The sequence below is a fragment of the Camelimonas lactis genome, from assembly GCF_004342915.1.
GTDB lineage: Bacteria > Pseudomonadota > Alphaproteobacteria > Rhizobiales > Beijerinckiaceae > Camelimonas > Camelimonas lactis.
Map to the genome: position 1 here is coordinate 97,138 of NZ_SLWL01000004.1, position 23,628 is coordinate 120,765.

A 23,628-nucleotide genomic window follows, 5' to 3' on the forward strand; every position below is an offset into this window, starting at 1 on the left:
CCCCTTCAGGGGAGCTTTCTGGCGCGGCTCCGCGCTGCGCCGGCCAGCCGTCTGGCAACCGGGGCTGGCGGCCCCTTCGCCTGGCGCGGCGTGCGATCCGGCCAGCGCACAATGCGCTCGATCAGCTCCTCCGGCTCCATGTTCTGTTCAGAGCCGCTGAGGCGGCCGCGCACCGAAACGCCAGCCGCCACGACCGTTTCCGGATCGCCGGACACCAATGGATGCCACCAGGGCAGGTCAGCGCCCTCGCGCAGCAGGCGGTAGGCGCAGGTGGGCGGCAACCAGGTCAGGGTGCGGACGATGTCCGGCGTCAGCCGCACGCAGTCGGGCACCTGGCTCTGGCGGCCCGGATAGTCCCGGCAGCGGCAGGTTTCGCCATCAAGCAGCCGGCAGCCCACATCGGTGTAATGGATGCGGCCGGTGTCCTCGTCCTCCAGCTTGATCAGGCAGCAGCGTCCGCAGCCGTCGCACAGGCTCTCCCATTGCTGGTCATCCATGTCTTCCAGCGCCGTGACGCGCCAGAAGGGCTCCGGCGCATCCGCCGGGGCCATGTCAGGATTGCAACGCTGCTTAACCAAACAATTGCTCCCACATCCGGCAAGGCTGACGGGCCGCCCCCTCGCCTGCTATACTACAGAAAGCGTGGACGCGCCCGTGCGGCGGCGTCCACTGGAGGCAGGGATCACGGACTGTGGCGCCAGGCAAGGGTTCGCTGACGACGAAGATCCGGCATCTCGCGCTCGCCATGGATGCGCGCATCGACTCCGGGCTGTATACGCTCGGGACGCGCGCGGGTGAAGCGTGGCGGACGTGGCGGGACTTCACCGACAGGTTCGCCGTATCCGGCTTCCGGAAGGCTGTCGTCGATCTGTCCTGCGAGGCGCTGACCCTCAGCGTCGGCGCCGGCGTGGTGCTGGTCGCCCTCGCCCAGCCCGCCTTCCGCCTGACCGAGGGCGAGAACTGGCTGAAGCAGACCGATCTGGCCGTCACCTTTCTCGACCGTTACGGCGTGGAGATCGGCCGGCGCGGCATCCGCCAGAACGATGCCCTCGAGCTCAGCGACTATCCCGATTATTTCATCAGCGCCGTGCTGGCCACGGAGGACCGGCGCTTCTTCGATCATTATGGCATCGATCCGATGGGGACAGCGCGCGCCCTCACCGTCAACGCCAATTCTTCCGGCGTGGTGCAGGGCGGCTCCACCATCACGCAGCAGCTCGCCAAGAACATGTTCCTCAGCAACGAGCGGTCGCTCGAGCGCAAGATCAAGGAAGCGTTCCTGGCGCTGTTTCTGGAAACGCGGCTGAGCAAACAGCAGATCCTGAAACTGTACCTGGACAGGGTCTACATGGGCGCCGGCAATTTCGGCGCGGCGGCGGCTGCGGATTTCTATTTCGGCAAATCGGCGCGCGATCTCACCCTGGCCGAGTCCGCCATGCTGGCCGGGCTGTTCAAGGCGCCGACCCGCTACGCGCCGCACATCAACCTGCCGGCCGCCCGGGCCCGCGCCAGCGACGTGCTCGACAACATGGTCGACGCGGGCATGCTTACCGCTGGCCAGGTGACGTCGGCGAAGCGCAATCCGGCGACGGCCCTGGACCGCAAGCGCGACTTCAGCCCGGATTACTTCCTTGACTGGGCCTATGACGATATCCGGTCCATGGCTGAAGCCGGCAAACTCGGCGACGAGCGGGTGCTGACGGTGCGCACCACCCTCGACCCCCTTGCGCAACGCAGCGCCGAGAGCGCCATCGAAAACGCCCTGCGCCAGTATGGCTCGCAATGGGGCGCCTCGCAGGCGGGCACGGTGGTGATGGAGCCGGACGGCGCCGTGCGGGCCCTGGTCGGCGGCCGCGATTACGGCGCCAGCCAGTTCAATCGCGCCACGGATTCGTTGCGTCAGCCCGGCTCGTCATTCAAGCCCTACGTCTACGCCACCGCGTTGCTCGCCGGCATTGTCACCCCCACCAGCACGGTGGTCGACAGCCCGGTGTGCATCGGCAACTGGTGCCCGGCCAACTATGGCCGCTCGTTCGCCGGCTCCATGTCATTGACCACGGCGCTGGTGAAATCGATCAACTCCATCCCCGTGAAACTGTCGATCATGCTGGGCAAGGGCAACGCCCGCATCGGCCGCGCCCGCATCATCGAAATCGCCAGATCCATGGGGCTGGAGCATGAATTGCGCGATTCAACCTCGCTGCCCATCGGTTCGGCGGAGGTGAAGATCATCGAGCACACCTCTGGCTTCGCGGTGTTCGCCAACGGCGGCTTCCGCGCGAAGGCATGGAGCGCGGCGGAGATCCGCACCAGCCACGACAGGATTTTGTGGCAGCATGACCGGGACGCCCCGCCGCCGGCGCGGGTGTTGCCGGCGGGCGTGGTGGCCAACATCAACCAGATGCTGACAAAAGCGGTGGAGGAAGGCACCGGCCGGCGGGCGCGGATCGACGGGGTGCGCGTGGCCGGCAAGACCGGCACCACCAACGCCTACCGCGACGGCTGGTTCGGCGGTTACACCGGGAACTACGTGGCGGCGATCTGGATGGGCAATGACGATTTCTCGTCGACCAACCGGATGACCGGCGGCACGCTGCCAGCGCAGACCTGGCGGGAGATGATGGAGCCGCTGCATCGGGCGGTGCGCCTGCGGCCGCTGCCGGGCGTCGATCCGGCGCCGCCAGCCAGCGCCGCGCCGAGCCAGGCGCCAGCGATCGCCAGCGCCGACGCCGCCGCGCGGGCGGATGTGGTGTCCGCCCACAGCGCCCCGGCGCTGAACGATATCGGAGCCCTGTTCTCGGGCGTGCTCAGGAATGTTTCGGGCAGGGCGGCGGAAACGGCCGGTTCACCGCCGCCATTCGACCGTCGCAACCCAGCCCCGGCTTCGCCCCGCGCCAACGCCAGCACGCCGGCGGGCTGCGACGGCGGCGCCGGAAGCAACGCCCAGAGGAGCAGTCTGCGTTGCGGCTGATTGTCATGACCTTCATCACCCTGCTGGTCGCGGCCATCACCGGATTTGGCTCGACCTGGCTGGCGCTGCGCGAGCAACCGCCGACCGGCGCGGTGCAACTGGGCCAGTGGCGGGCATGGCCCTCGACGGGCGGCCCGGCCATCGACCCTTACGCCCGCGCCATCATCCAGCGCAGCGGCGCGCTGCAACTGGGAACGGGCGAAGGCGTCGAGCTTGTCGCCGACCTCGACAGCGAGGGCCGCCCGCTGTCCGGCGACTGCGTCTACGACATGACCGGCCCTACCCCGGAAGCGCGCATCTGGACGCTGACCGCGACGGCGACCGGCGGCAAGGCGTCCGGTGAGCCGCCCTCCAGCCTGACATCGGAAGGCCTGCTGCGCGGGCCTGGCGGCGCCCTTGCCATCGCGATCGCGGCGACGCCGGAGCCCGGGGCGTGGCTCCGCGTCCCGGCCGGCGAGCCCTTCCGCCTCACCCTGCGCCTTTATGACAGTCCGACCGGCTTCACCACCCGCCCGCATGTGGCCGACCAGCTCACCCCGGTCATTCGCCGCAGGAGCTGCTCATGAAGCTGCGCGGCTCCGACATCGTCATCTCGATCATCGCCGGCATGCTGCTCGGCGCGATCATCCATCTGGTCATCGTCCTGCGCATTCCGGCGGTGGCCCGGGCGGATGCGTTCACGCGCCATGTCGGCCTCGGCGCCAATGGCGAGGCCCAGTTGATCCCCCATGACGCAAAGCGGACGGCGGGCATCGGCGATGATCCGGCCGTGGCGCGCGGCGTCTGCGCCTGGGATCTGCACGACGGGCCGGTGCGCGTCGTCATGCCGTCCTCGGGGCTGGTGCAGACGCTGTCGATCCACGATCGCAATGGCCGGGTGATCTACTCCCTGAGCGACCGGGCCGCCGTGCGCGGCGCCGTGACCCTGACGATCATGACGGCGGCGCAGCAGGAAGAACGCCGGCTGACCCAACCTGACGATGCGGAGGACGACGCTATCGAGGTGGTTTCGCCCACCGGCCGGGGCCTGGCGGTGATCCGCGCCGTCACTGCCTCTCCCGCCTGGCGGGAACGGGCGGCAAGGGCGATCCTCGGCGTGACCTGCACGCCGGAGGACTGACGCCAGCGCGCAAGGGCAGCCAACTGACCCGGCCGGGGGAAAGGCTGAACCTTCGCGCGCCTTTCCCGGAAGCCCCGAAGGCCTTCTCTCACGCCAGATCGAGGAAATGCCGTCCGGCCCGATCTTCGACCTCGACGATCCAGAGATCCCCGTCGAAGTTCAGTTCGCGGCGCAGTTTTTCCTCGGCCGCCAGCGGCGTATTGTCAGACAGCGGGATTTCAATAAAGCGGCGCACGCCATCATCGTCAGTCGCCAGACTCTGCGGCGCCGGTCCGAACAGCCGCGCGGTTCCATCGAGGCAGTCAAGCTTGACGAATATGGCGCCGGCTTCCGCCGCGCCGCGCCGGCGCAGCACGGCGACAACGTCCTGCGCGGCGCAGCGGCGGATATAGGCGGACACCCAGAAATCGGAGCGCAAGCGCGCGGCGCTCATGGCTGCTCTCCCTGCAGTTTTTCCCGCCGTCAAAATCCTGGCGGCGCGAAGCGGCGGCGTTCCGGGGCGGCTACGCCAATCCCTTGTACGCCAATCCCGTGTCCGGGGCATTTTCCTGAAGGAAGGCGGGACCCAATGCTTGCGGCAATGCCCTAGCGGATCGGCGCGCCGGCCGCCGCCCCCAGGGCCTTCAACGTTCTGGGGTTGAGTTCGCCAGTCACCGGCAAGCCCCTGGCTTTTTCAAAGCGCTCGATGGCGGCGCGGGTGCCGGGGCCCATCAGGCCATCGGCGTTGAGCGCGCCAAACCCCAGCTTGCCCAGCGCCTTCTGGGCGGACATGACCTGGGGGACCGGCTGCGGTTTCGGCGGCGCCACTGGCTGCGCGGCCTGCGGCGGCGGCGCCAGGACAGGCCGCGGCGGCGGCACTGGCGCGGAGCCTCCCCTCAGCAGGTCGCCGATCGCATCCTGCCGGCGCGGCGCGTGCTCCGGCGCTGGCGCGGCGGCTGGCCCGGCCGGAACCTCCCGCGCCGCCGGCTGTTGCGGCTGGACCACCGGTGGCTTTACCGGCTGCGGCCGGACGGCGGCCGGCGGATGGGCCATGACCGTCACCGGCCGGTTGCCGCCGAACATGGGATTGGGATGCGCGCCGTTCTGAAGTGTCAGGGCGTTGATGAACACGCCCATCGTCAGGCCGGCGGATGCGATGATAAAGGCCGCCCGACCCGGCCGCGCCAGCAGCCGGCGCCGCAGCGCCACGAGCACGCCGCCCGCGTCGCTGGACCGGGCCATGGCGCTGACGCCGCCCGACCGGGCGCGCGCATTCGCCTGCGAACGCCGTGGGCTTGCAGCCGGGCGCTCGTACTGGACAAAGTCGTTCCGGGATCTGGCGAGAGCTTCACGCAAGGCAGGGCACCATCATGTGGGACGCGCACGTTGATCCGGCGCTGGTTTCATTGGCGGGAGCGGACAGTCCGGACGGCAGGACGACGCGCGCCACCGTCCCGGCGTTTTCGCCAGCGTGAATCGAGGCTTCGCCACCGTGCAGGCTGGCGAGGGAGCGCACGAGCAGCAGGCCAATGCCAAGGCCCGCGGCTTCCGGACCCGGCGCGCCCACCCCCGGGCCACACGCACTGGCGGCGACGTTGCGAACAGCGGTCTGGCGAGCAGAGGTTTGGCGAGCAGCGGTCTGGCGGGCAGCGGTCTGGCGTCGCCGCGCCTCATCAAAGCCAATGCCGGTGTCGGAGACGGTGAGGACCACCATGGCGCCCTCAAGCGTAGCGTCCAGGCGCACCTCGCCGCCGGGCGGAGTGAACTTGATGGCGTTGGCCAGCAGATTGAGCAGAATCTGGCGAACGGCCCGGGGGTCGCAATGAAGCTCCGGGCCCGAACCCGCCCGGGGGCCATGGAGCGTGACGCCGCGCGCCGAAGCATCGGGCCGGACGAAATCGCAGCAGTCCGCCGCCAGGGCGCCTGCGTCCACCGTTTCGCGGCTGCTGGACGGCGCCCCCAGCCCCTCGACGCCGCTTTCCAGCACGGAAGCGACAAGCGCATTCAGATGGCTCGCCGCCGCGTGAGCGCTGGCGGACCAGGCGCGGCGTTGCGCGTCCGTCAACTGGTCGGCGCCGGCGAGCATTTCCGTATAGCCCATGAGGGCGGCAAGGGGGGTGCGTAACTCGTGGCCAAGCATGGCCAGCGACCCGGCCGCTGGCTGCGCGGCCCCAGGAAGGCCGGATGCGGCGTCCGCCTTGACAGACGACGCCCTGTCGCCGCCGAACAGGGCGTTCCACGCGCGCAGAGTCCTGGCCGCCGTTAGCATGCGAAACACTGCCGAACCCTCTTTCCCTGCCCCCGCGTGCGCACGGGTCTTGCCGAGATCCTTGCCTGGGCCCTGTCGGGACAGGCCCTGTCAGGGACCGGCTTCCCGTCCGGCGCGACGGCGATCATCACGCCGTCACGCGCCTTCATGGCCTCTGCGAAGACAATGTCAGACGGCCGTTTACGCAATGCTAAAACGGTTCGCGAAACAGTGAGGCCATCCACAGGGAGCTGGGAGTGGTTTCCCCGGACAGGACAGGCCGTCGCCATGCGTCTACTGAAGTGCATCATCTGCATCGCCATCGTTTACGCCCTGTCGCCGGTGAATGGCCTGACGGAGCGCGAAACCCTGGATGGCCTCGCCAAAGCGGCGATCGCCGCCCAGTCAACCCTGCCGGAAGCGCGCAAGGCGGCGGCGATCGCCGCTGCCGGCGGCGCGGAGCAGGCCGGGCTGTTGCACTGGCTCATACAGGCGCTCTCCCCCGCGCCCCTCTCCTCCGCGAAGTCCGTCCCGCCACAGGGAAAGGACGAGGCGGGCCGCAAGGAAAACGCCAGGCTCTGACGCCGCCGTGCGATGGGCCATGGGTTTCGCGCCAGGTCATGGCTTTGTAGCCGCGCCGGGCGCAGGACGTGACCGCTTTCGCACGCCGGATGTACGCGACGTCAAAGCGAAACCGGATTGCCGTCTTCGGGTTGGGGGCCGGCTGGCGCGGCGAGCCCCCCTTGCTGGCCCCGCGTCTGCCATCGGCCCGTAGCCACCCTCCCCCGAAATGCTTTATGGATGGGCGCATGTCCGCAGCCATCGACACCATCATCGACGACTTCGCCTTTCTCGACGAATGGGAAGACCGTTACCGCTATCTGATCGAGCTTGGGCGCAGCCTGCCGCCGATGCCCGAAGCGGCGCGCACCGACGCCAACAAGGTGCGCGGCTGCGCCAGCCAGGTCTGGCTGGAAAGCCGGGTTGAGCAGACCGGCGCCGGGCCGGCGCTGCATTTCACCGGCGACAGCGACGCCCATATCGTTCGCGGCCTTGTCGCCGTCGCCCTGGCGTTCTTTTCGGGGCGCCCGGCGCAGGAAATCATCGCCGCCGACGCCCAGGGGCTGTTTCGCCAGCTTGGCCTCGCGGAGCACCTGACGCCGCAGCGCTCCAACGGTCTTAACTCCATGGTGAACCGCATCAAGGCCGACGCCGCCAGCGCCCTGGCCGGGTGACGGCCCCCACGGCTCCATGGGCCGCGCCTATTCCCGCCAGGCGCGCGTGCGGCCGCGCTCCGGCCCCTGGGCGGCGGACAGGCCATAGTGGGCGGCGAGACGCGCCAGCGCCATGCGCAGGATGAGCTTGCCAGACCGGGCCGGCCAGCCCCGCTCCCTTTCCACCTGCTCCAGCCCCTTGAGGAAGCCGCAGACATCCACCAGCACGCCGGCGAAGTCATCGCCCGCCGCCGCCAGGGCGCGGCTGACGCGCTGGCGCGCCGCCAGGGCCATATCCCCTGGCTCCTGGCGCAAGCGCCCGCCCGTGCCGGCGGAAACCGGCGTTTCCCAACTGGCGGTGACGCGCGGCGTCATCTGCGCCCGGGTCATGTCGGCGCGCAGCCGCTCGCCAGCGGCGAAGGCGGCTTCATCAATCATCGCCTCCCCGGAGCGGTCGCGGCGGCGGCGCAGCCATGCCAGCGGGCTCTCGGCGTGATTGACCCGCACCCGTTGCATTTCGCCGTCAACGCGCCGCTGTTCGTGACCCAGATCCGCATGTTGGGCCAGCCAGGGGTCGGCGTCGCCGGCGCCGGCCGTCGCCCTGGCCCGCCGCAACCGCGCCTTTCCTGCCTGCGACAGCACCAGACGCTGACGCGCCGCGCCGGCCTCCTCTTCCAGCGCGCCGGCCGTGAGCAGCGTCCGCACCGTCGCGCCATCGACAGCGCCGGCGCCGAGGCTGACGCCGCCGCCGTTGGCCAGGCGGCGGGCGCCGGTGAGGCCAATACTCCAGGCGTCCCGGCCATCGACGGACGGCGTGAGAAAGGCGCCATGAACCGCGAGGCGCGCCAGCAGCCGCTCCGCCCTGTCCGCATCGCCAGCCGCCCCACCGGCGCGACGGGGTTTGCCGGCCTCCCGGGCGCCGCCCCGCGCTCCGGTTTTCACCCCCGTTTTCACCTCCGCGACGACTGAACGGGGGACGGAGGCGTACACAGGATAGTTGTTCACTTTTTGTTCCATATGTTATACCCTCCACAACCAGACCTGCCTGTCAGCCGCCGCCTGACGACGCCCGCGCCTGACAGTTTCAGGGCAAATGATTTATAGGTAATAATTCCTAAATCAGCGCGAGAGTCAAGCCGGATTTCATCACGCGCGCTTTCGGCGACCTGCGCCAGCGGTCTCCGGCAGCGGCATGCGGGGCAGCTTGCGCGCCCCTGACGCCTGCTGATGCGCCTGGGGACTGGCTGTGCAGGACCCGATCCTGATAACGTCGCTGTCGAGGCGCATCTGGTAAGGCTCCAGAGGTTTTCGCCTTTTTTGCCCCTTCATTCCGGCCCTTCCGTCCGCCGGACCAGTCCAGGAACACATCATGACAGACAGCGCCAGCACGCCTTTTCCGGCCGCTCCGGTTACGCCGGCGCGACCCACGACGCGCGTGATCCACGGCGAAGCGCTCCATGACGACTACGCCTGGCTCAAGGCGGACAACTGGCAGGACGTGTTGAAGAAGCCCAAAGCCCTCCCGGCCGATATCCGGGCGGTGCTGGAGGCCGAGAACGACTATTGCGACGCGGTCATGGCTCCGGCGGCCAAACTGCGCAAAACCCTGATCAAGGAAATGCGCGGCCGCATCCGCGAGGACGATTCCGAGGTCCCCGCCCCCGACGGCCCGTGGCTGTGGTACGAGCGCTTCGAAACCGGCGCGGAGCACGGGCTGATCTGCCGCCGTTCCCGCACCGGCGGGCCGGAACAGATCCTGATCGACGCCAACGCCATGGCCGAAGGCAAGCCATTTTTCGATCTGGCGGCGGCCGACCACGCGCCGGATTTCAGCCGCATCGGCTGGAGCGTCGATGAAAAGGGTTCGGAATATTACGACATCCGCGTGCGTGAGGTCAGCGCCGACGGCTCCTTGCGCGATCTGGACGACCTGATCACGGACACCACGGGCGAACTGGTCTGGCAGGCGGACAGCGGCGGTTTCTTCTACGTGATGAACGACGCCAATCACCGGCCGAGCAAGGTGTTCCTGCACCGCCTCGGCCAGCCGCAATCGGCCGACCGGCTGGTCTATGAGGAAGCGGACGCCGGCTGGTTCGTCCACATCGACCAGACCCAGTCCAGCCGCTACCTCATCATCGGCGCGGGCGACCACGAAACCAGCGAAACCTGGCTGGTCGATCTGGAGGCGACAGAGGCCGGGCCGTTGCTGGTGGCGCGTCGCGAGCCGCAGGTGATGTACGACGTGGAGCACCACGGCGACCAGCTGATTATCTGCACCAACGCCGGTGGCGCCGAGGACTTCAAGCTGGTGACCGCTCCGGTCGGCGCGCCGCAGCGCGACAACTGGCGCGATCTGGTTGCGCATCGCCCAGGGGTGATGATTCTGTCGCACCTCGCCTTCGCCCGGCATCTGGCCCGCATGGAGCGGGAGGACGCCCGGCCGCGCATTGTCATCCGCGAGATGGCCAGCGGCGAGGAGCATGTCATCGCCTTCGACGAGGAGGCCTATGCGCTCGGCATGGACGGCGGGCTGGAGTTCGACACCGACGACATCCGCTTCGCCTACGCCTCGCTGACGACGCCAGCGACCACCTACGCCTACAACATGGCGACGCGGACGCGGGAGGTGCTGAAACAGCAGGAAGTCCCTTCCGGCCACAACCCGGCCGACTACGTCACCCGCCGGCTGATGGCCCGGGCCGACGACGGCGCGCTGGTTCCCGTCTCACTGCTGCACCACAAGGATACGCCGCTCGACGGCAGCGCCCCGGCGCTGGTTTATGGCTATGGCGCCTATGGCAGCTCCATGTCAGCGTCGTTCCGCACCAACCCGCTGTCACTGGTCAACCGGGGTTTCGTTTACGCCATCGCCCATGTGCGCGGCGGCACGGAGAAGGGCTGGGCCTGGTATCTAAACGGCAAGCGGGAGCACAAGCCCAACACTTTCAGCGATTTCATCGCCGTCTGCCGCTGTCTGGCCGCTGAAGGCTACACCGCTCCCGGCCGCATCGTCGCCCATGGCGGCAGCGCCGGCGGCATGCTGATGGGGGCCATCGCCAACATGGCGCCGCAGCTGTTCGCCGGCATTATCGCCGACGTGCCGTTCGTCGACGTGCTCAACACCATGCTGGACGACAGCCTGCCGCTGACGCCGCCGGAGTGGCCGGAATGGGGCAATCCGGGCGCCAGCAAGGAGGCGTTCGACCTCATCCGCTCCTACGCCCCCTATGAGCAGGTCAAGCCGCAGGCCTATCCGGCGATCCTGGCGCTCGGCGGCCTCACCGACCCGCGCGTGACCTATTGGGAGCCGGCCAAATGGGCAGCGCGCCTGCGCGCCACAATGACGGGCGGCGGCCCCATCCTTTGCAAGATCAACATGGACGCCGGCCACGGCGGCGCCTCCGGCCGCTTCGACGCCCTGAAGGAAACCGCGCTGATGTATGCCTTCGCCCTGATGGCGACGCAGGGCTTCGACAGGACGCCAGGCGCCTGAACGCTGGACCCGCGACCATAAAAAAGGGCCCGAACCGGGCCCTTTTCGTTGGATGAGACAGATCCGCCGCTGACAGGCAATTCCCCCTGATCGGGAGCTGGGCGCCGGCGGCGTCAGGCCGGATCACGCCCCGACGCCCGCCCTCACCCGCCTTCAGCCCGAAGCTGTTCAACTCCCGAACGTCAGCCCTTGTCGCCTCTGGCCACGTGCGCTTTCAACGCGTCCAGCGACGGGAAGTGCAAAACGCCAGAGTCAGTCTGGGCTTCAATCGAGCCATCCGAATACATGACATACAGCGACCCGGCGGCGGTGTAGCTGCCGACGACTGTCGGCGGGCCCGCAGGCGCCGCGGCCGGCGCGGGCGAAGGCTTCGCGGCCGGGCCGGAGACGCCCGGGACCTCCGGCGCGACAGCGGAACGGGCTGCGGGCGCATCGTCGCCTGCCACCAGCGGGCGCGGAGCCAGCGGGCGCGGAGCCGGACGCGTCGGGAACACCACATCACCGGCCCCGGCCCTTGCCGGCGCTGCGGCGGGCGCCGGGACGCCGGGCTGGGCGGAAGCTGGGGCAGACGGCGCTGGCGCGGCTGGAGCCGGCCGCGCGGGAACCGGTCGCGCAGGAGCCTCCGGCGCGGCGGCCGGACGCGGCGCCGGGCGCTCGGGGAACACCGGCATGGCCTTGCCGCCGCTGGCGGATGCACCGGCGGCGGAATGCCTGGCGCCAGCTGCATCATCTGCCCTGGAGCCGCGACGGCTAAACAGCGAGCCGATGCGGGCGGCCAGATCGGATTTCGTGTCTGGCGCCGAAGGCCGCGCGGCGGCTGGCGCGCCAGGAGTTGCGGCATCCGGCCCGCCGGCGGCGCCGCGACCGGGGACGAGATTTGACAGGTTTTTTGACAACCCGGACAGACCCGCCAGGGAAGCGCCGCGCGACAGTCCCCCAGCCGGAACCGCCGGTTGGGCCTGGGGCCCCTCCCCCTTGCCGGGGGCCCCTGCCCCAACTGGCGCACCTTCCGGGGGCGCCGCGGGTTGCGGCGCGGCGGCGCGCGCCGGCGGCGCTGCCGGGGCCTTCAAGTCCGGGAGCACGCCGGACAGTGGGTCGGGACGCGGCGCTGGCGCCGGTTGCCGCGCGGCCATGGCCGGCGCGGACCTGGTGGGCGCGGGCCCGGTGGGCGCAGCCGGAGCCGGGGCGTTGGCGCCTTCTGCCGCGTCAACCTCAGCCACGCCAGGGCCGCGCGCCAGCGCGCCTGGCCGCAGCAAGTCGTTCAGACGTCCTTCCACCGCAGCGGGAATCGCCGACGCGGCCCTTGGCGCGGCGGGAGCCGGGACGGGGGCAGCAGGCGCAGCCGGAGCCGGGGCGGCGGGAGTTGGCCTGGTGGGGATTGGCGCAACAGGGGCTGGGGCGGCGACACGGTCGCCCGGCTCCTTTCCGCCAGAGGTCTGGTCCGGCTTTCCACCAGCGATCCCGGCCGGCGCGACGGGCGGCGACAGGTTGGGCGCGGCGGGAAGAGGCGGCGCAGCGGCTTTTTCAGCCGTCAATGGGGCGGCGGCGGGTTTGGGCGGCGCGACCGGGACCGCGGCGCTTGCGGCGCTCCTTGTCCCGACAGCTGGCGACGGCGCTGTGGTTTCCGGTCTGGCGCCTGGCTGCAGATCGGGCGAGGCCTGACGGGCTGGCGCAGCCTTCGCCGACGCGGCGCTCCGCGCCTTCCGCTCGGCCGCCTCACCGGCCGGAGCGTGGGCCGGATCGTCGGCGTAACCGGCTTCCAGCATGTCGGGCAACTGCCGCAGGGCGCGCACCACCATGGCCAGCGCGAAAACGATGGCGCCGCCGGTCAGGTACATGCTGCCGGATATGACCCACGTCCAGCCGCGCTCCAGCACGATCATCGGAATGCCCCACGCCAGGGCCCACACGCCGCCCACGGTCAGCGCCAGCGCAATGGCATAAAGTATCAGCAGCATTATTGCCTCTCTTGACAGGCGTTGCCCCGGGCGCCGGGGTCATAAACCGGATAACGACCGCCCCCTGGCCCTGATTTGAAACACGTCCCGGGCAAATTCGCGATCATCCACCAAAATACATCCTGACCATTCCAGCCCCCAAGGCTGCAATGCACCGGACCAGGCCATGCAGACGCTGACGCGCCCATGGCCACCAGGCCCGTGCCAGAGGGCGACAGCCCACGCCTGTCGTCCCCGGGCCATACCGATATCTTCCATACGCTCACCCGCTGGGCAGCGCACACGAATCCCATGCCGGCCGCCGGCCAATCCGGCTTTTCGCGGATCACTTTTGTGATGCGGCGACCAACCGCCGGCGTGAAATACGCGGCGACCTGACATTTCCTCGCGGCAAATGGTGAACAAAAGATCACGCAATTGCATTGTTCAATCAAAGTCTGCAAGGCGCGGACAGTTTTTTCGCGCGGCGCGCGCCGGCGCGTCGCCTGATCCCGCAACCCGGCCGCCCCCACCTATCGGCGGCAATTGTCTTGCCCGCGCCGCCTGCCCGGCTTAACAAGTTGCATCCGGCCGCCGACGCCCGCGCCGGCAAGCCGTTTTCCTGAGGAGGAAGGAAGTCATGACTTTCAAGCTGCCCGAGCTCCCCTACGCCTACGACGCGCTTCAGCCCTACATGTCGAAGGAGACGCTTGAGTATCACCACGACAAGCACCACCAGGCGTACGTGGACACCGGCAACAAGCTGCTCGCCGGCACGGAGCTGGAAGGCAAGAGCGTCGAGGAGATCGTCAAGGCCTCCTATGGCAAGAACCAGCCGCTGTTCAACAACGCCGGCCAGCACTACAATCACCTGCACTTCTGGAACTGGATGAAGCCGAACGGCGGCGGCGCCATTCCGGGCGCGATCGAGAAGAAGATCGTCTCGGATATCGGTTCGGTCGAGAAGTTCAAGGAAGACTTCGTCCAGGCTGGCGTCGGCCAGTTCGGTTCGGGCTGGGCCTGGCTTGCGCTCAAGAACGGCAAGCTCGAGATCATGAAGTCCCCCAACGGCGAGAACCCGCTGGTGCACGGCGCAACGCCGATCCTCGGCGTCGACGTGTGGGAGCACTCCTATTACATCGACTATCGCAACCGTCGCGCCGACTATCTGAAAGCTTTCGTCGAAAACCTGGTGAACTGGGAATACGTCGAGAAGCTGTTCAACGAAGCGACGTAAGCGCCGCGCCAGGCCTGGCTCCGGGGCGCCGCTCTCGCCACCCAGGATCGGAGCCCGCCCCTGCCGCATTTGCGGCGCCGCGCCAGCCCGTCGCCGGGCCGCGCCGCCGCCCTGACGAACGGCCGCCGCTGGCGGCCGTTTTCCGTTGCGCCGGATGTGACAAACGCCCGACCCGCACCGGCGCTTGCCGGGAACCGCCGGCGAGTTCTTCATGATCGATGTCCAGGCAACCTGCCGAGAGGAGTCGATGATGAACCGGGCCGGCGTAATTATCCTGTCAACGCTTGGAGCGGCCACCGGTCTCGCCGGCATCGGCCTGCTTGGCTATGCCGGGCGCCGCTACTGGCAAGCTTCCCGCCGCCCCCGCGAGCGCTACTACCCCATGCTCGAGACCAGGGACCCGTACGACTTCCTCAATCTACTCAACCACCACTTCCCCCTGTACCCTGGGAATAACATTGAGCAGGCGCAAGCTTCCGGGGAAACAGGCATGCTGCCTCTCGCCTCCCCTGGGGTTCCGTCCGCACCGCTCTTGCAGCACGTCAGGCGTCCGGCGGACCCGGAGGGGGCGCCCCCAGGCGACCTCCTGGCCGAATTGTCGCCGGCAACCCAGGCCAGCGTCCACGCGCCCACCGAAGACGCCATGTCTCCAACGCCCGAAATATCGGCTCCCGCAGCCGAAGATCTCCTTTCCATCCGCCCGCCGCCAAGCGGTTTCGCAGCCAAGGGCCGCCCACCCATTCCGAAGCCAAGAACCATATTCAATCAAGGCTCACCCCAGTCCTCGATGCCACGCGCAGCCGAAAGCGCGCAATACGGACGCGTCGTTCATCATAGCGACCTCACCGACGAAATCCTCAGTGAGGACAGACTCTGCATCGCCTTTTGACGCGCTGGGCTGGCGAGACGGGCAAAAAGAGCGCATCGCCGCGCGTTCAAACGCCATGGGTATGCCTCCCAGGTAATCTGGCCACGCCGGATGGGCTCCTCCGCGAGGCGCGCCCACTGGGGTCGTTCGGCTGAGCAGGACGCTTGCCCGCTTTTCAGATAGCGCGCTGTGAGGCGACACGGTTTTTCCATCCAGCGGCCAAGGATGGCGGACGTCTGACCCATGCCAGCGCTTGCCGGGAAACGCTGGAAGCCCTTCATGATGGGCGCCGTCCGAAGGAGATGCTTATGCACCGGAGCGAAATTATCCTGGGAGCGCTTGCAACGTTCGGCGTTATCGGCGCCGGCGGCCTGCTCGGCCATGCCCTGTATCGTAGCTGGCAAAGCCGTAACACCCTGCAGGGCCCATTCAACGTCAGGTTCCTGGAGCGCGTCGAGGCGCCCTCATCGCCCGGGGCGCAGCCGTTCGTCCCTGACGAACCGCGGCCCCGCGGAGGGGCAGCGCCATTACTTTTCCCTGTCCGTGAACCGGACCTCCCCATACCACTTCCACGCCACCTCGACCGTTCGGCAACCCCGTCGCATGAAGCCCCTCCAGACGACCCCATGCCAGAGTTGTCGCCGGTGGCCCGGAGCAAAGCGCCAGCCGCCGGTGAGGACGGCGCGCCAGCGATCCCTGAAATATCGGTTCCGCCGCCCAAGCCGCCGAGAACCTTCAGGCACGACTTCAAGAATGATTCCGGCGCGTCCTCGATGCCCCGCTCGGTCGCAGATACGCGAGCCGAACGCGCCGTTTCTCATAGCGCCGCCCATGACGATCTTCTTGAGGCGGGCCTGTTTCCCTTTTGACGCCACGCCGGCGCGTGCCTGCCAAGGCTGAAACAGCCAGGCGCTGCGAAGTTCAGACGCCAGGCAGCTCCTCGGGCAATCTGGCGGCGGCTACGCCGAAAAGCTGTTCAACGCGGCGACAGGCCGACAGGCGCCACACGGCGGGGACATCCCTCACGGCGAGACAGAAACGGTCGCTCCGGCGGCCGTTTTTTTATGCCCGAAGCCAGGAAGCGCGATGCGGGCATGATGCGGACGGGATGCCCCAGCGTCGCGCACAGGCATATCCGGGCGGGCCCGGAGCCACGCCTGCCTGACGCCGGTTTCCAGGCCAGACGACCCTGGCAACTCGCAATGCGCGATAAGCAATCGGATTACAATCCATGCCACATCGCCCCCCTGCCAGCAAAGGACGCCGGACGCATGGGCAGAAATACTCCAATCATCGTCGAAATTGGCGGGCTGGCTCTCCTGGTCGGAGGAGCAGGCCTCGGCTTCTATTTCCTGGACCGCTGTAGCGGCAGAGGAGCGCCTTCGCCAACTCCGGGCCCCAACGGCTCCCAGCGCGTTCGCCGGTCCAGTGGGGCCGCGCAGTATGAAACGCAAGCGCCAGACGGAATAGTGACGCTCCGGCTTGGCGGCGATGGCGTATCCGCCATGCCCGGATCAGCCGCTTATTCCGTTCTGGGAGAGATCCGCAGGCCTCCGCCGGGCTATCAGGAAAGAGAAGAATCTCCGCCGCCCTATTCGGAACCGACAACACGTCACGCGACGTTTGCGGATTCGCCAGGGGAAATCCTGACAACAGGCGATGTGGCCGGCGACACCACCGCTCTCGCAGGAGAACAGGGCGCCATTGCACAGTTCCCGTTGAGCGCTCCCCAACCTTTCAGCGCAACCATGCGTCGGCACACGGAAATCGGTCCGCCGTCCTCGAATCCATCACGCGACGTCCGGCGCCCAGGTTCAAGGTCCGCGTCAATGACCAGCAGCGATTCCGCCGCCCCATCCCTCCCGGCGGCGGCGCCCGGGGCCCGACAGGCGTCGCGGGTCGGCAGCGGAGACGCCGCTGTTTCCGACGCAGGCTGGGATGCCCTGAGGTTCACTGAGGGATTTTTTGTGTAAGGCGCGTGGGCGGGTTGCAGGGGGCGATCGGGAGCGCCTCCCCGAGCAGACGGGTGGGAGCCCCCATCGCATATGAGAAAAAGGCGATCGCACAGTGCGCCTCCGTCTTATATCGTGAGACCAGCTGCTGAATACACTGGCTTTTAGGCCTCATGCCGTCTATTCAATACTTATAAAAAATAGAAGGAAATAAAAATGGGATACTCAAGTGATAAAATGCAGGGTCAACACTACATTATGTTGGGGATAGTTACAGGACTCGTGGCTGGCATTCCAATTGGAATGCTATTTTATTATTGTTGCTTTGCTGATCGCAATCGGGCGTCCGCGGATCAAAGATTACAAGCAGATACGGCCGATTGGGGGAGACGCGCCCCCGTTCCAAACTATTTGGAGGCGCTCGGACGCCCAAGTATAACGCCTCCCCCCGGATATGACAGGGGCAGCCGCATCTCGTCTGATTCACCATCACCCCGTGCGAGTGCATTGTTAGACCATGGCCAGAGTTCTTATTCCGGGGACGACAGCTTCGACCCTACGCGTCCGGACGCCTCCGGCGAAGCTCCACCAGCCGATTTCCCCTTCATCGATGAGAGTCTGGAAACAAGCATCGGCCCCATCCCCTCCACCAGCGCCGCCATCACCGGTGAGCGTTCAGACCTGGCGCAGAATTTATTGCATACCCTGGAAGCGCCCCGGGCGACAGGCCCAGCCTCCATGCCCAGTGGAGCCCAAGGCGTGCATGCAGGCCGCGTGTCCTACCGTCGCGGAGAGCGGGGATTGGACGGAATGATTGACCTGGGCCTGGATGTCGTCTGAATCCCGCCGGCAGCGAGCCGTTAAGCAATTCGCCTTATTCGGCTGACAGGATCAGGCCCCGATCCTGGCCTTCATGGGCGACCTTCACATGCTGCGCAAAATTCTTTCCTTCAGCGGTTTCACCCTGCTGTCCCGTCTCACCGGCTTTCTGCGCGACGTGATGATGGCGGCGGTGATGGGGGCCGGGCCGCTGATGGATGCGTTCGCCATCGCCTTCAAGCTGCCCAACCATTTTCGCGCCATCTTCGGCGAGGGCGCGTTCAACAGCGCCTTCGTGCCGGCCTATTCGCACGTGCGCGCCCAGGGCGGCGAGGCGGCGGCGCGCAGCTTCGCCGACCGGCTGTTCACCGGCATGCTGCTCGTCCAGCTGATCGTGCTGGCGCTGGCGCTGGTTTTCATGGGGCAACTGGTCAGCCTGCTGGCGCCCGGCTTCACCGACGATCCCGCCCAGTTCGCCTTCACGGTGACGCTGACGCGCATCACCTTCCCCTACCTGCTGTTCATGACCCTGGTGACGCTGGTCACCGGCGAGCTGAACGCGTCCGACCGCTATGCAGCAGGGGCTTTTGCCCCGGTGCTGCTCAATCTGGCGATGATCGGCGGCCTCGCTCTCGCCTTCCTGTTTCCCACCAGCGCCCACGCCGTCGCCTGGGCGGTGACGGTTTCCGGCGCCCTGCAGCTGGCGCTGGTGATGGCGGACGCAAAGCGCGCCGGCCTGTTTCCCCGGCTGCGCCGCTTTGTCTGGGACAGCCAGATGAGCCGGTTCTTCCGCACCCTGGGACCCGCGATCATCGGCTCGGCCGGCGTGCAGATCGCCATGTTCGCCGACACCATCATCGCCACGTTGCTGCCCGCTGGCGCGGTGTCATCGATCTATTTCGCAGATCGCATTTACCAGTTGCCCATTGGCATCATCGGCATCGCCGTGGGCACGGTGATCATGACCGAGATGAGCCGTCGCCTCGCCGCCGGCGATGAAGCCGGGGCGCACCGGGCGCAGAACCGGGCCATGGCGCTCACCCTGGTGGCCGCCGCGCCCTTCGCCTGCGCCTTCCTGGTCATTCCCACGCTGATCATGGAGGCGCTGTTCGCGCGCGGCGCCTTCACGGCGGCGAACGCGGCGGCCGCCGGCCAGGTGCTGGCCGCCTACGCCGTGGGCCTGCCGGCGATCGTGCTGATCCGCTCCGCCGTCTCCAGCTTCTACGGCCGGCGGGACACCATGACGCCGCTGATCGCCTCGCTGTCGGCGGTGGCGGTGAACGTCGTGCTGAAGATCCTGCTCACCAGCCATTTCGGCGCGCCCGGGCTGGCCATGGCCACCAGCGTCGGCGCATGGGTCAACCTGGGCCTGCTCGTGCTGCTGGCCAGCCGGCGCGGCTGGATGGGCGCGGATTCATATTTCATCAAAACCGTGTTCTGCGTCGCCCTCGCCACCCTGGCGCTCGCCGTCGCCGCATGGGCGCTGGAACCGCACGCCGCCCGGGTGGCCGAACTGGCCCCGCGCTGGCGCAAGGAAACCCATTTGGGGCTGCTGGGGGCCGCCGGGGCCGTGATTTACGCCGGCGCGCTGCTGATGGCGCTGCGCCTCTCGGGCGTGCGGTTCCGCGGCCTGCGGTAAAAGGGCCAGCGGTAACGGGAGTTGCGCTGAAGGGACGACGCGCGCGGCCCGCGCCGCCACAGCCCGCCTGCGCGCCGGATGGCTATTCCGGTTTGGGCAGGCGGTTGGCCTGGCTGAGGGCGAGTTTCCAGCCGCCCTTGTCGCGCACATACAGGGTGAGCCACTGGAATGCGTCGCCCTTGCCCTTGCGCCGGCTGTCCCTGATGACGCTGACGCCGCTCAGCACGGCCGTGTCCGGGCTGAAAGTCTCCACAAGCGCCTGATCGGTGGACGCCAGTTCGACGCCGTTCTGGCCGGACAGCAGCAGATCAATCCGCTCCTTTTTTGTCTCGGCCCGGCCGGTTTCGCGCAGATGGGTGAAGCGGTCGTGATACATCGCCTCCAGGGCGGCCCGATCCTTGCGGGCGATGGCGTCCTTCATCCTGCGGCGCAAATCGAGAATCTGGTCGGCGACGCGCGCCTCCTTCGGCGCGTCCGGCGCGCCGTCCTTGCTGGCGGCGGGGCCGACGGGCGCGCCGGAGGTCCCGGCCGGCGGCGGGGCGGCGGGCGCCGGCGGCTTTGACTCCGCCGCCGCGCCCATCGTCGTCATGCCCGTCATCGCCGCCGTCGCGGCCAGCACCGCCGCCAGCGTCAGGCCCAGGACAGGCCTCTGCCCATTCCGTACAGTCATGCGTCCCTCATCCCTGTCTGTTGTTTTTATCGCCCGTTCAGGCTGAAAGCGCCGCGAGGATGCGCGCCCAGCTGCGCGAACCCTTGTGGAAGCTGGTCAGGTCATATTTCTCGTTCGGCGAGTGGATGCGGTCGTCATCAAGACCGAACCCCACCAGCAGGGTGTCCACGCCAAGCAGGCGGCGAAAATCGCCGACAATCGGGATGGAGCCGCCGGAACCGATGGTCACCGCCGGACGGCCCCATTCGTCAGCCAGGGCGGCGGCGGCTTTTTTCAGGTCCGGCAGATCGAAGGGCAGCGCAATGGCCCGGCTGGCGCCATGATCGCCGAACGTCGCCGTGCAGTCGGCCGGCAACATGGATTTCACATAGGCGCGAAAACTGTCGCGCACCTTCTGCGGGTCCTGATCGCCCACCAGGCGGAACGACAGCTTGGCCGTTGCCTCCGCCGCGATCACCGTCTTGGCGCCGGGGCCGGTGTAACCGCCGAAAATGCCGTTGACGTCGCAGGTCGGGCGCGACTGGATCTGCTCGATGACCATGCGGTCGCGCTCGCCCGCCGGCTCCGACAGGCCCACCGGCCCGAGGAAACGGGCGGCGTCGAGGCCAAGGCCGCGCCACTGCGCCAGCACCTCCGGCGGCGTTTCGGGCACGCCGTCATAGAAGCCGGGCAGCGTCACCCGGCCGGCGTCATCGTGCAGGCCGGCGATGATGCGCGACAGCACGCGGATGGGGTTCTGCGCCGCGCCGCCGAACAGGCCGGAATGCAGGTCGCGATCCGCCGCGCGGATGGTGACTTCCTCATAGACGAGGCCACGCAGGCCAACGGTAATGGCCGGCGTATGAACGTCCCACATGCCGGTGTCGCAGACCAGGGCCACGTCAGCCCCCAGTTCGGCGCGATGGGCGTCGACGAAGGCAGGGGTGTTCTTCGAGCCGACCTCCTCCTCGCCCTCGACCATGATGGTGACGTCGACCGGCAGTTCGCCATGCACCGCGCGCCAGGCGCGGCAAGCCTCGACAAAGGTCATCACCTGGCCCTTGTCGTCGGCGGCGCCACGGGCGACGATCGCCCGGCGACCATCGGCCAGGGTGACGATCCGCGGCTCGAACGGCGGGCTGTCCCACAGTTCCAGCGGCTCCGGCGGCTGCACGTCATAATGACCGTAGAACAGCACGCGCGGCTTGCCGGTGTCCGGGGTTTTCGCCAGCACGATGGGGTGGCCGGGGGTGTCGCGCACCTGGGCGGCGAAGCCCAGGGGCTCCAGGGCGCCGCGCAGCCAGTCCGCCGCCGCGCGGCAGTCCGGGGCGTGGGCCGGATCGGTGGAGATCGACGGAATGCGCAGCCAGGAGGACAGCCGTTGCAGGGACGCCTCCAGATCGGCGTCGAGGTGCGCGAGAACGGCGTCGAGCCGATCGTTGTCGTCAGCCATGAAAATCTCCTGCGCCGGGCGATGTCCGGTCGCCTGAACCGGGATTTGCCCCGCCATGATTTACACACGTTATAGGACGGGTTTCCCTGCCCCGCCATGCCAGCGCCGGCTGCGGGCATCCACAAACGGCTGCCGACGCTGACGTGCAGGCGCGGCGTGACGTGGACCGCCGGGGCAAGCCCGGCGTGACGCGCTGGCGTAACCCCGGGCCCGGAGGCTGGACATCCGCGAACGGGCCTTCGATGCCCGGACGCGAGCCGCCGGGCAGGGCGTGACAGGCAGGCCATGACGGGGCGGAGAGGCGCGGCCTTCCCGCCCTGCGCCAGAACCTGGTAACGCCCCCAGGAAGAACATCGTCGACGGGCCGCCGCGTCCCCCAGTTGGGGACGGCTCAGCGCTTGCCGATGCCAAAAACCCCCTTGAGGATGGCGTTGCCGATTTTCGTGCCGATGGTGCGGGCGGCGGATGAGGCCGCGTTGGTGATCACCTTTTCCGTCAGGCTCTGGCCGCGCCGGCCCTTGCCGGAGCCACCGCCCAGCACGCCGCCGAGCATGCTGTCCAGCAGGCCGCCAGATGCGCCGCCCTCCTCTGCGTCTGGCGCGGCGGCGCCGTCCAGCTCGGCGATGCGGTCCCTGGCGCTCTTGCGCGGTTGCGCGGCGAAATGCTCCGGCCGGAACGGGCTGGCGGCGATGACCGCCTGACGCTCCTGCGGCGAGATGGCGCCGACGCGGGCCGATGGCGGCGCGATGAGCGTGCGCTCGACCATGGACGGCGTGCCCTTGCCTTCCAGCACCGAGACCAGCGCCTCGCCCACCGCCAGCTCGGTGATGACCTTCGCCGCATCGAAAGCCGGGTTCTGGCGGAAGGTGTCGGCGGCGGAGCGGACCGCCTTCTGGTCGCGCGGGGTGAAGGCGCGCAGGGCGTGCTGGACGCGATTGCCAAGCTGGGCCAGCACCGTTTCCGGCACATCCAGCGGGTTCTGGGTGACGAAATACACGCCGACGCCCCTGGAGCGGATCAGCCGCACCACCCGCTCGATCTGGTCGAGCAGCGCCTTCGGCGCGTCGGAGAACAGCAGGTGCGCTTCATCGAAGAAGAAGGCCAGCTTCGGCTTGTCCGGATCGCCGATCTCGGGCAGCGCGTCGAACAGCGAGGTCAGCAGCCAGAGCAGGAAAGTGGCGTAGAGCCGCGGGCTGTTCATCAATTTGTCGGCGGCGAGAATATTGATGACGCCGCGGCCGCTGGCCGGATCAACCCGTAACAGGTCGCTGATGTCCATGCCCGGCGCGCCAAAGAACTGGTCCGCGCCCTGGTTTTCCAGCACCAGCAACTGGCGCTGGATGGCCCCCACCGACTGGCTGGCCACGTTGCCGTAGGTCGCGGCCAGGGTTTTGGCGTTCTGCCCCACATAGACCAGCAGGGCGCGCAGGTCGGCAAGGTCGATCAGGGGGATCTGCTGCTCCTGCGCCACGCGGAAGGCGATGTTGAGCACGCCCTCCTGGGTGTCGTTCAGTTCGAGCAGCCGGGCGACCAGCAGCGGCCCCATGTCGGACACGGAGGCGCGCACCGGATGCCCCTGAACGCCAAACAGATCCCAGAACACCACCGGGAACTGCTCGGCGACATAAGGGAAGCCGAATTCCTCAGCCCGTTTGACAAAGGCCGGCTGGGCGTCGCCCTTCTGGGAAACTCCGGACAGGTCGCCCTTGATGTCGGCGGCGAACACGGCGACCCCGGCGCGGGACAGGCCCTCGGCCAGCACCTGCAGGGTGACGGTCTTGCCCGTGCCCGTGGCGCCGGCCACCAGACCATGCCGGTTGGCGAGGCGCAGCGACAGGGATTGCGGTTCCGGATCGGGGCCGTTGCTGAGGCCGATCAGAACATAGCCATCGTCCGCCATTGCGTCTCCCCGATTCAGTTTTCACCCGGCTTTATATAACAGCAGCGGCGAACCGGCGCCAAAGGCGCGCGCCGCCGCCCTTCAGGGAGCAACGGGGCGGCCTGCGGAAGGTCGCGTCGCCCGGTTATTTCGCCGCCCCAACTGCT

General features: G+C 68.3%; 18 protein-coding genes. 9 read left to right on the forward strand and 9 right to left on the reverse strand.

Annotated features, from left to right (window positions below; genetic code table 11):
* Positions 1-5: 5 nt before the first annotated feature.
* The gene (locus EV666_RS06470) at positions 6-551 is read right to left on the reverse strand and encodes a YcgN family cysteine cluster protein (RefSeq protein WP_132005363.1); all 546 of its coding nucleotides are present in this window, start codon (positions 549-551) and stop codon (positions 6-8) included.
* 194 nt (positions 552-745) lie between these two features.
* On the opposite strand from EV666_RS06470, the gene EV666_RS06475 reads away from it, so the two are divergent.
* The 3 genes from EV666_RS06475 to EV666_RS06485 are packed head-to-tail and all read left to right on the forward strand — an operon-like array spanning position 746 to position 4,091.
* On the forward strand, positions 746-2,971 hold the full coding sequence (locus tag EV666_RS06475) for a transglycosylase domain-containing protein (protein WP_132005366.1): 2,226 nt from the start codon (positions 746-748) through the stop codon (positions 2,969-2,971).
* Positions 2,962-3,537 (forward strand): DUF1214 domain-containing protein, encoded by a 576-nt coding sequence (locus EV666_RS06480; RefSeq protein ID WP_132004884.1) that lies wholly within the window; start codon positions 2,962-2,964, stop codon positions 3,535-3,537. Before EV666_RS06475 ends, EV666_RS06480 begins: the two co-directional genes overlap by 10 nt.
* Positions 3,534-4,091, forward strand: a complete 558-nt coding sequence (locus tag EV666_RS06485) for a DUF1254 domain-containing protein (RefSeq protein WP_132004887.1) — start codon at positions 3,534-3,536, stop codon at positions 4,089-4,091. The genes EV666_RS06480 and EV666_RS06485 overlap by 4 nt, the downstream gene beginning before the upstream one ends.
* Positions 4,092-4,179: 88 nt before the next feature.
* Here EV666_RS06485 and EV666_RS06490 read toward each other — a convergent pair whose 3' ends face one another.
* The 3 genes from EV666_RS06490 to EV666_RS06500 form a co-directional block, all read right to left on the reverse strand.
* The gene (locus tag EV666_RS06490; protein WP_132004890.1) at positions 4,180-4,524 is read right to left on the reverse strand and encodes a DUF1491 family protein; all 345 of its coding nucleotides are present in this window, start codon (positions 4,522-4,524) and stop codon (positions 4,180-4,182) included.
* A 152-nt stretch (positions 4,525-4,676) separates the two neighbouring features.
* Positions 4,677-5,312: a peptidoglycan-binding domain-containing protein gene (locus tag EV666_RS06495; RefSeq protein WP_132004894.1), complete on the reverse strand. Its 636-nt coding sequence runs from the start codon at positions 5,310-5,312 to the stop codon at positions 4,677-4,679.
* Between the two features lie 106 nt (positions 5,313-5,418).
* Positions 5,419-6,210, reverse strand: a complete 792-nt coding sequence (locus EV666_RS06500) for a sensor histidine kinase (protein ID WP_165909916.1) — start codon at positions 6,208-6,210, stop codon at positions 5,419-5,421.
* A 396-nt stretch (positions 6,211-6,606) separates the two neighbouring features.
* Between EV666_RS06500 and EV666_RS06505 the strand changes: the two genes are divergently transcribed.
* Positions 6,607-6,900, forward strand: coding sequence for a hypothetical protein (locus EV666_RS06505; RefSeq protein ID WP_132004900.1), 294 nt, complete (start codon positions 6,607-6,609; stop codon positions 6,898-6,900).
* Positions 6,901-7,127: 227 nt separating this feature from the next.
* Positions 7,128-7,553, forward strand: a complete 426-nt coding sequence (locus EV666_RS06510; protein ID WP_132004903.1) for a SufE family protein — start codon at positions 7,128-7,130, stop codon at positions 7,551-7,553.
* Positions 7,554-7,580: 27 nt separating this feature from the next.
* Here EV666_RS06510 and EV666_RS06515 read toward each other — a convergent pair whose 3' ends face one another.
* Positions 7,581-8,537 carry a DUF6456 domain-containing protein gene (locus EV666_RS06515; protein ID WP_245514260.1) on the reverse strand — a complete coding sequence of 319 codons (957 nt, stop codon included), beginning with the start codon at positions 8,535-8,537 and terminating at the stop codon, positions 7,581-7,583.
* 364 nt (positions 8,538-8,901) lie between these two features.
* Here EV666_RS06515 and EV666_RS06520 point away from each other — a divergent pair, with 364 nt between their 5' ends.
* Complete coding sequence (locus EV666_RS06520; RefSeq protein WP_132004906.1) at positions 8,902-11,028, forward strand: S9 family peptidase; 2,127 nt, start codon at positions 8,902-8,904, stop codon at positions 11,026-11,028.
* Positions 11,029-11,210: 182 nt separating this feature from the next.
* Here the strand turns inward: EV666_RS06520 and EV666_RS06525 are convergent, their stop codons facing one another.
* Positions 11,211-12,986: a hypothetical protein gene (locus EV666_RS06525; RefSeq protein ID WP_132004909.1), complete on the reverse strand. Its 1,776-nt coding sequence runs from the start codon at positions 12,984-12,986 to the stop codon at positions 11,211-11,213.
* A 619-nt stretch (positions 12,987-13,605) separates the two neighbouring features.
* Here EV666_RS06525 and EV666_RS06530 point away from each other — a divergent pair.
* From EV666_RS06530 to murJ, 3 genes are all read left to right on the forward strand, one after another.
* Complete coding sequence (locus tag EV666_RS06530; RefSeq protein WP_132004912.1) at positions 13,606-14,202, forward strand: superoxide dismutase; 597 nt, start codon at positions 13,606-13,608, stop codon at positions 14,200-14,202.
* Between the two features lie 211 nt (positions 14,203-14,413).
* Positions 14,414-15,091, forward strand: a complete 678-nt coding sequence (locus EV666_RS06535) for a hypothetical protein (RefSeq protein WP_132004915.1) — start codon at positions 14,414-14,416, stop codon at positions 15,089-15,091.
* Positions 15,092-17,950: 2,859 nt separating this feature from the next.
* Positions 17,951-19,480 carry a murein biosynthesis integral membrane protein MurJ gene (gene murJ, locus EV666_RS06540; RefSeq protein WP_132004918.1) on the forward strand — a complete coding sequence of 510 codons (1,530 nt, stop codon included), beginning with the start codon at positions 17,951-17,953 and terminating at the stop codon, positions 19,478-19,480.
* An 82-nt stretch (positions 19,481-19,562) separates the two neighbouring features.
* Here the strand turns inward: murJ and EV666_RS06545 are convergent, their stop codons facing one another.
* The 3 genes from EV666_RS06545 to EV666_RS06555 form a co-directional block, all read right to left on the reverse strand.
* Positions 19,563-20,150 (reverse strand): nuclear transport factor 2 family protein, encoded by a 588-nt coding sequence (locus tag EV666_RS06545; RefSeq protein ID WP_132004921.1) that lies wholly within the window; start codon positions 20,148-20,150, stop codon positions 19,563-19,565.
* Between the two features lie 37 nt (positions 20,151-20,187).
* Positions 20,188-21,582: a M20/M25/M40 family metallo-hydrolase gene (locus tag EV666_RS06550; protein ID WP_132004924.1), complete on the reverse strand. Its 1,395-nt coding sequence runs from the start codon at positions 21,580-21,582 to the stop codon at positions 20,188-20,190.
* Positions 21,583-21,973: 391 nt separating this feature from the next.
* Entirely contained in the window at positions 21,974-23,482 is a 1,509-nt protein-coding gene (locus EV666_RS06555) for a helicase HerA-like domain-containing protein (RefSeq protein ID WP_132004927.1), read from the reverse strand.
* Positions 23,483-23,628: the final 146 nt, after the last annotated feature.

What these genes read in the sequence shown, in the direction of transcription:
- EV666_RS06500 (WP_165909916.1), bottom strand. Translation starts at nt 6,210, where the DNA reads ATGCTTGGCCACGAGTTACGCACCCCCCTTGCCGCCCTCATGGGCTAT.
- EV666_RS06520 (WP_132004906.1), top strand. Translation starts at nt 8,902, where the DNA reads ATGACAGACAGCGCCAGCACGCCTTTTCCGGCCGCTCCGGTTACGCCG.
- EV666_RS06550 (WP_132004924.1), bottom strand. Translation starts at nt 21,582, where the DNA reads ATGGCTGACGACAACGATCGGCTCGACGCCGTTCTCGCGCACCTCGAC.
- EV666_RS06530 (WP_132004912.1), top strand. Translation starts at nt 13,606, where the DNA reads ATGACTTTCAAGCTGCCCGAGCTCCCCTACGCCTACGACGCGCTTCAG.
- EV666_RS06545 (WP_132004921.1), bottom strand. Translation starts at nt 20,150, where the DNA reads ATGACTGTACGGAATGGGCAGAGGCCTGTCCTGGGCCTGACGCTGGCG.
- EV666_RS06525 (WP_132004909.1), bottom strand. Translation starts at nt 12,986, where the DNA reads ATGCTGCTGATACTTTATGCCATTGCGCTGGCGCTGACCGTGGGCGGC.
- EV666_RS06490 (WP_132004890.1), bottom strand. Translation starts at nt 4,524, where the DNA reads ATGAGCGCCGCGCGCTTGCGCTCCGATTTCTGGGTGTCCGCCTATATC.
- EV666_RS06485 (WP_132004887.1), top strand. Translation starts at nt 3,534, where the DNA reads ATGAAGCTGCGCGGCTCCGACATCGTCATCTCGATCATCGCCGGCATG.
- EV666_RS06475 (WP_132005366.1), top strand. Translation starts at nt 746, where the DNA reads ATGGATGCGCGCATCGACTCCGGGCTGTATACGCTCGGGACGCGCGCG.
- EV666_RS06510 (WP_132004903.1), top strand. Translation starts at nt 7,128, where the DNA reads ATGTCCGCAGCCATCGACACCATCATCGACGACTTCGCCTTTCTCGAC.
- EV666_RS06495 (WP_132004894.1), bottom strand. Translation starts at nt 5,312, where the DNA reads ATGGCCCGGTCCAGCGACGCGGGCGGCGTGCTCGTGGCGCTGCGGCGC.
- EV666_RS06555 (WP_132004927.1), bottom strand. Translation starts at nt 23,482, where the DNA reads ATGGCGGACGATGGCTATGTTCTGATCGGCCTCAGCAACGGCCCCGAT.
- murJ (WP_132004918.1), top strand. Translation starts at nt 17,951, where the DNA reads ATGCTGCGCAAAATTCTTTCCTTCAGCGGTTTCACCCTGCTGTCCCGT.
- EV666_RS06505 (WP_132004900.1), top strand. Translation starts at nt 6,607, where the DNA reads ATGCGTCTACTGAAGTGCATCATCTGCATCGCCATCGTTTACGCCCTG.
- EV666_RS06535 (WP_132004915.1), top strand. Translation starts at nt 14,414, where the DNA reads ATGATCGATGTCCAGGCAACCTGCCGAGAGGAGTCGATGATGAACCGG.
- EV666_RS06470 (WP_132005363.1), bottom strand. Translation starts at nt 551, where the DNA reads ATGGCCCCGGCGGATGCGCCGGAGCCCTTCTGGCGCGTCACGGCGCTG.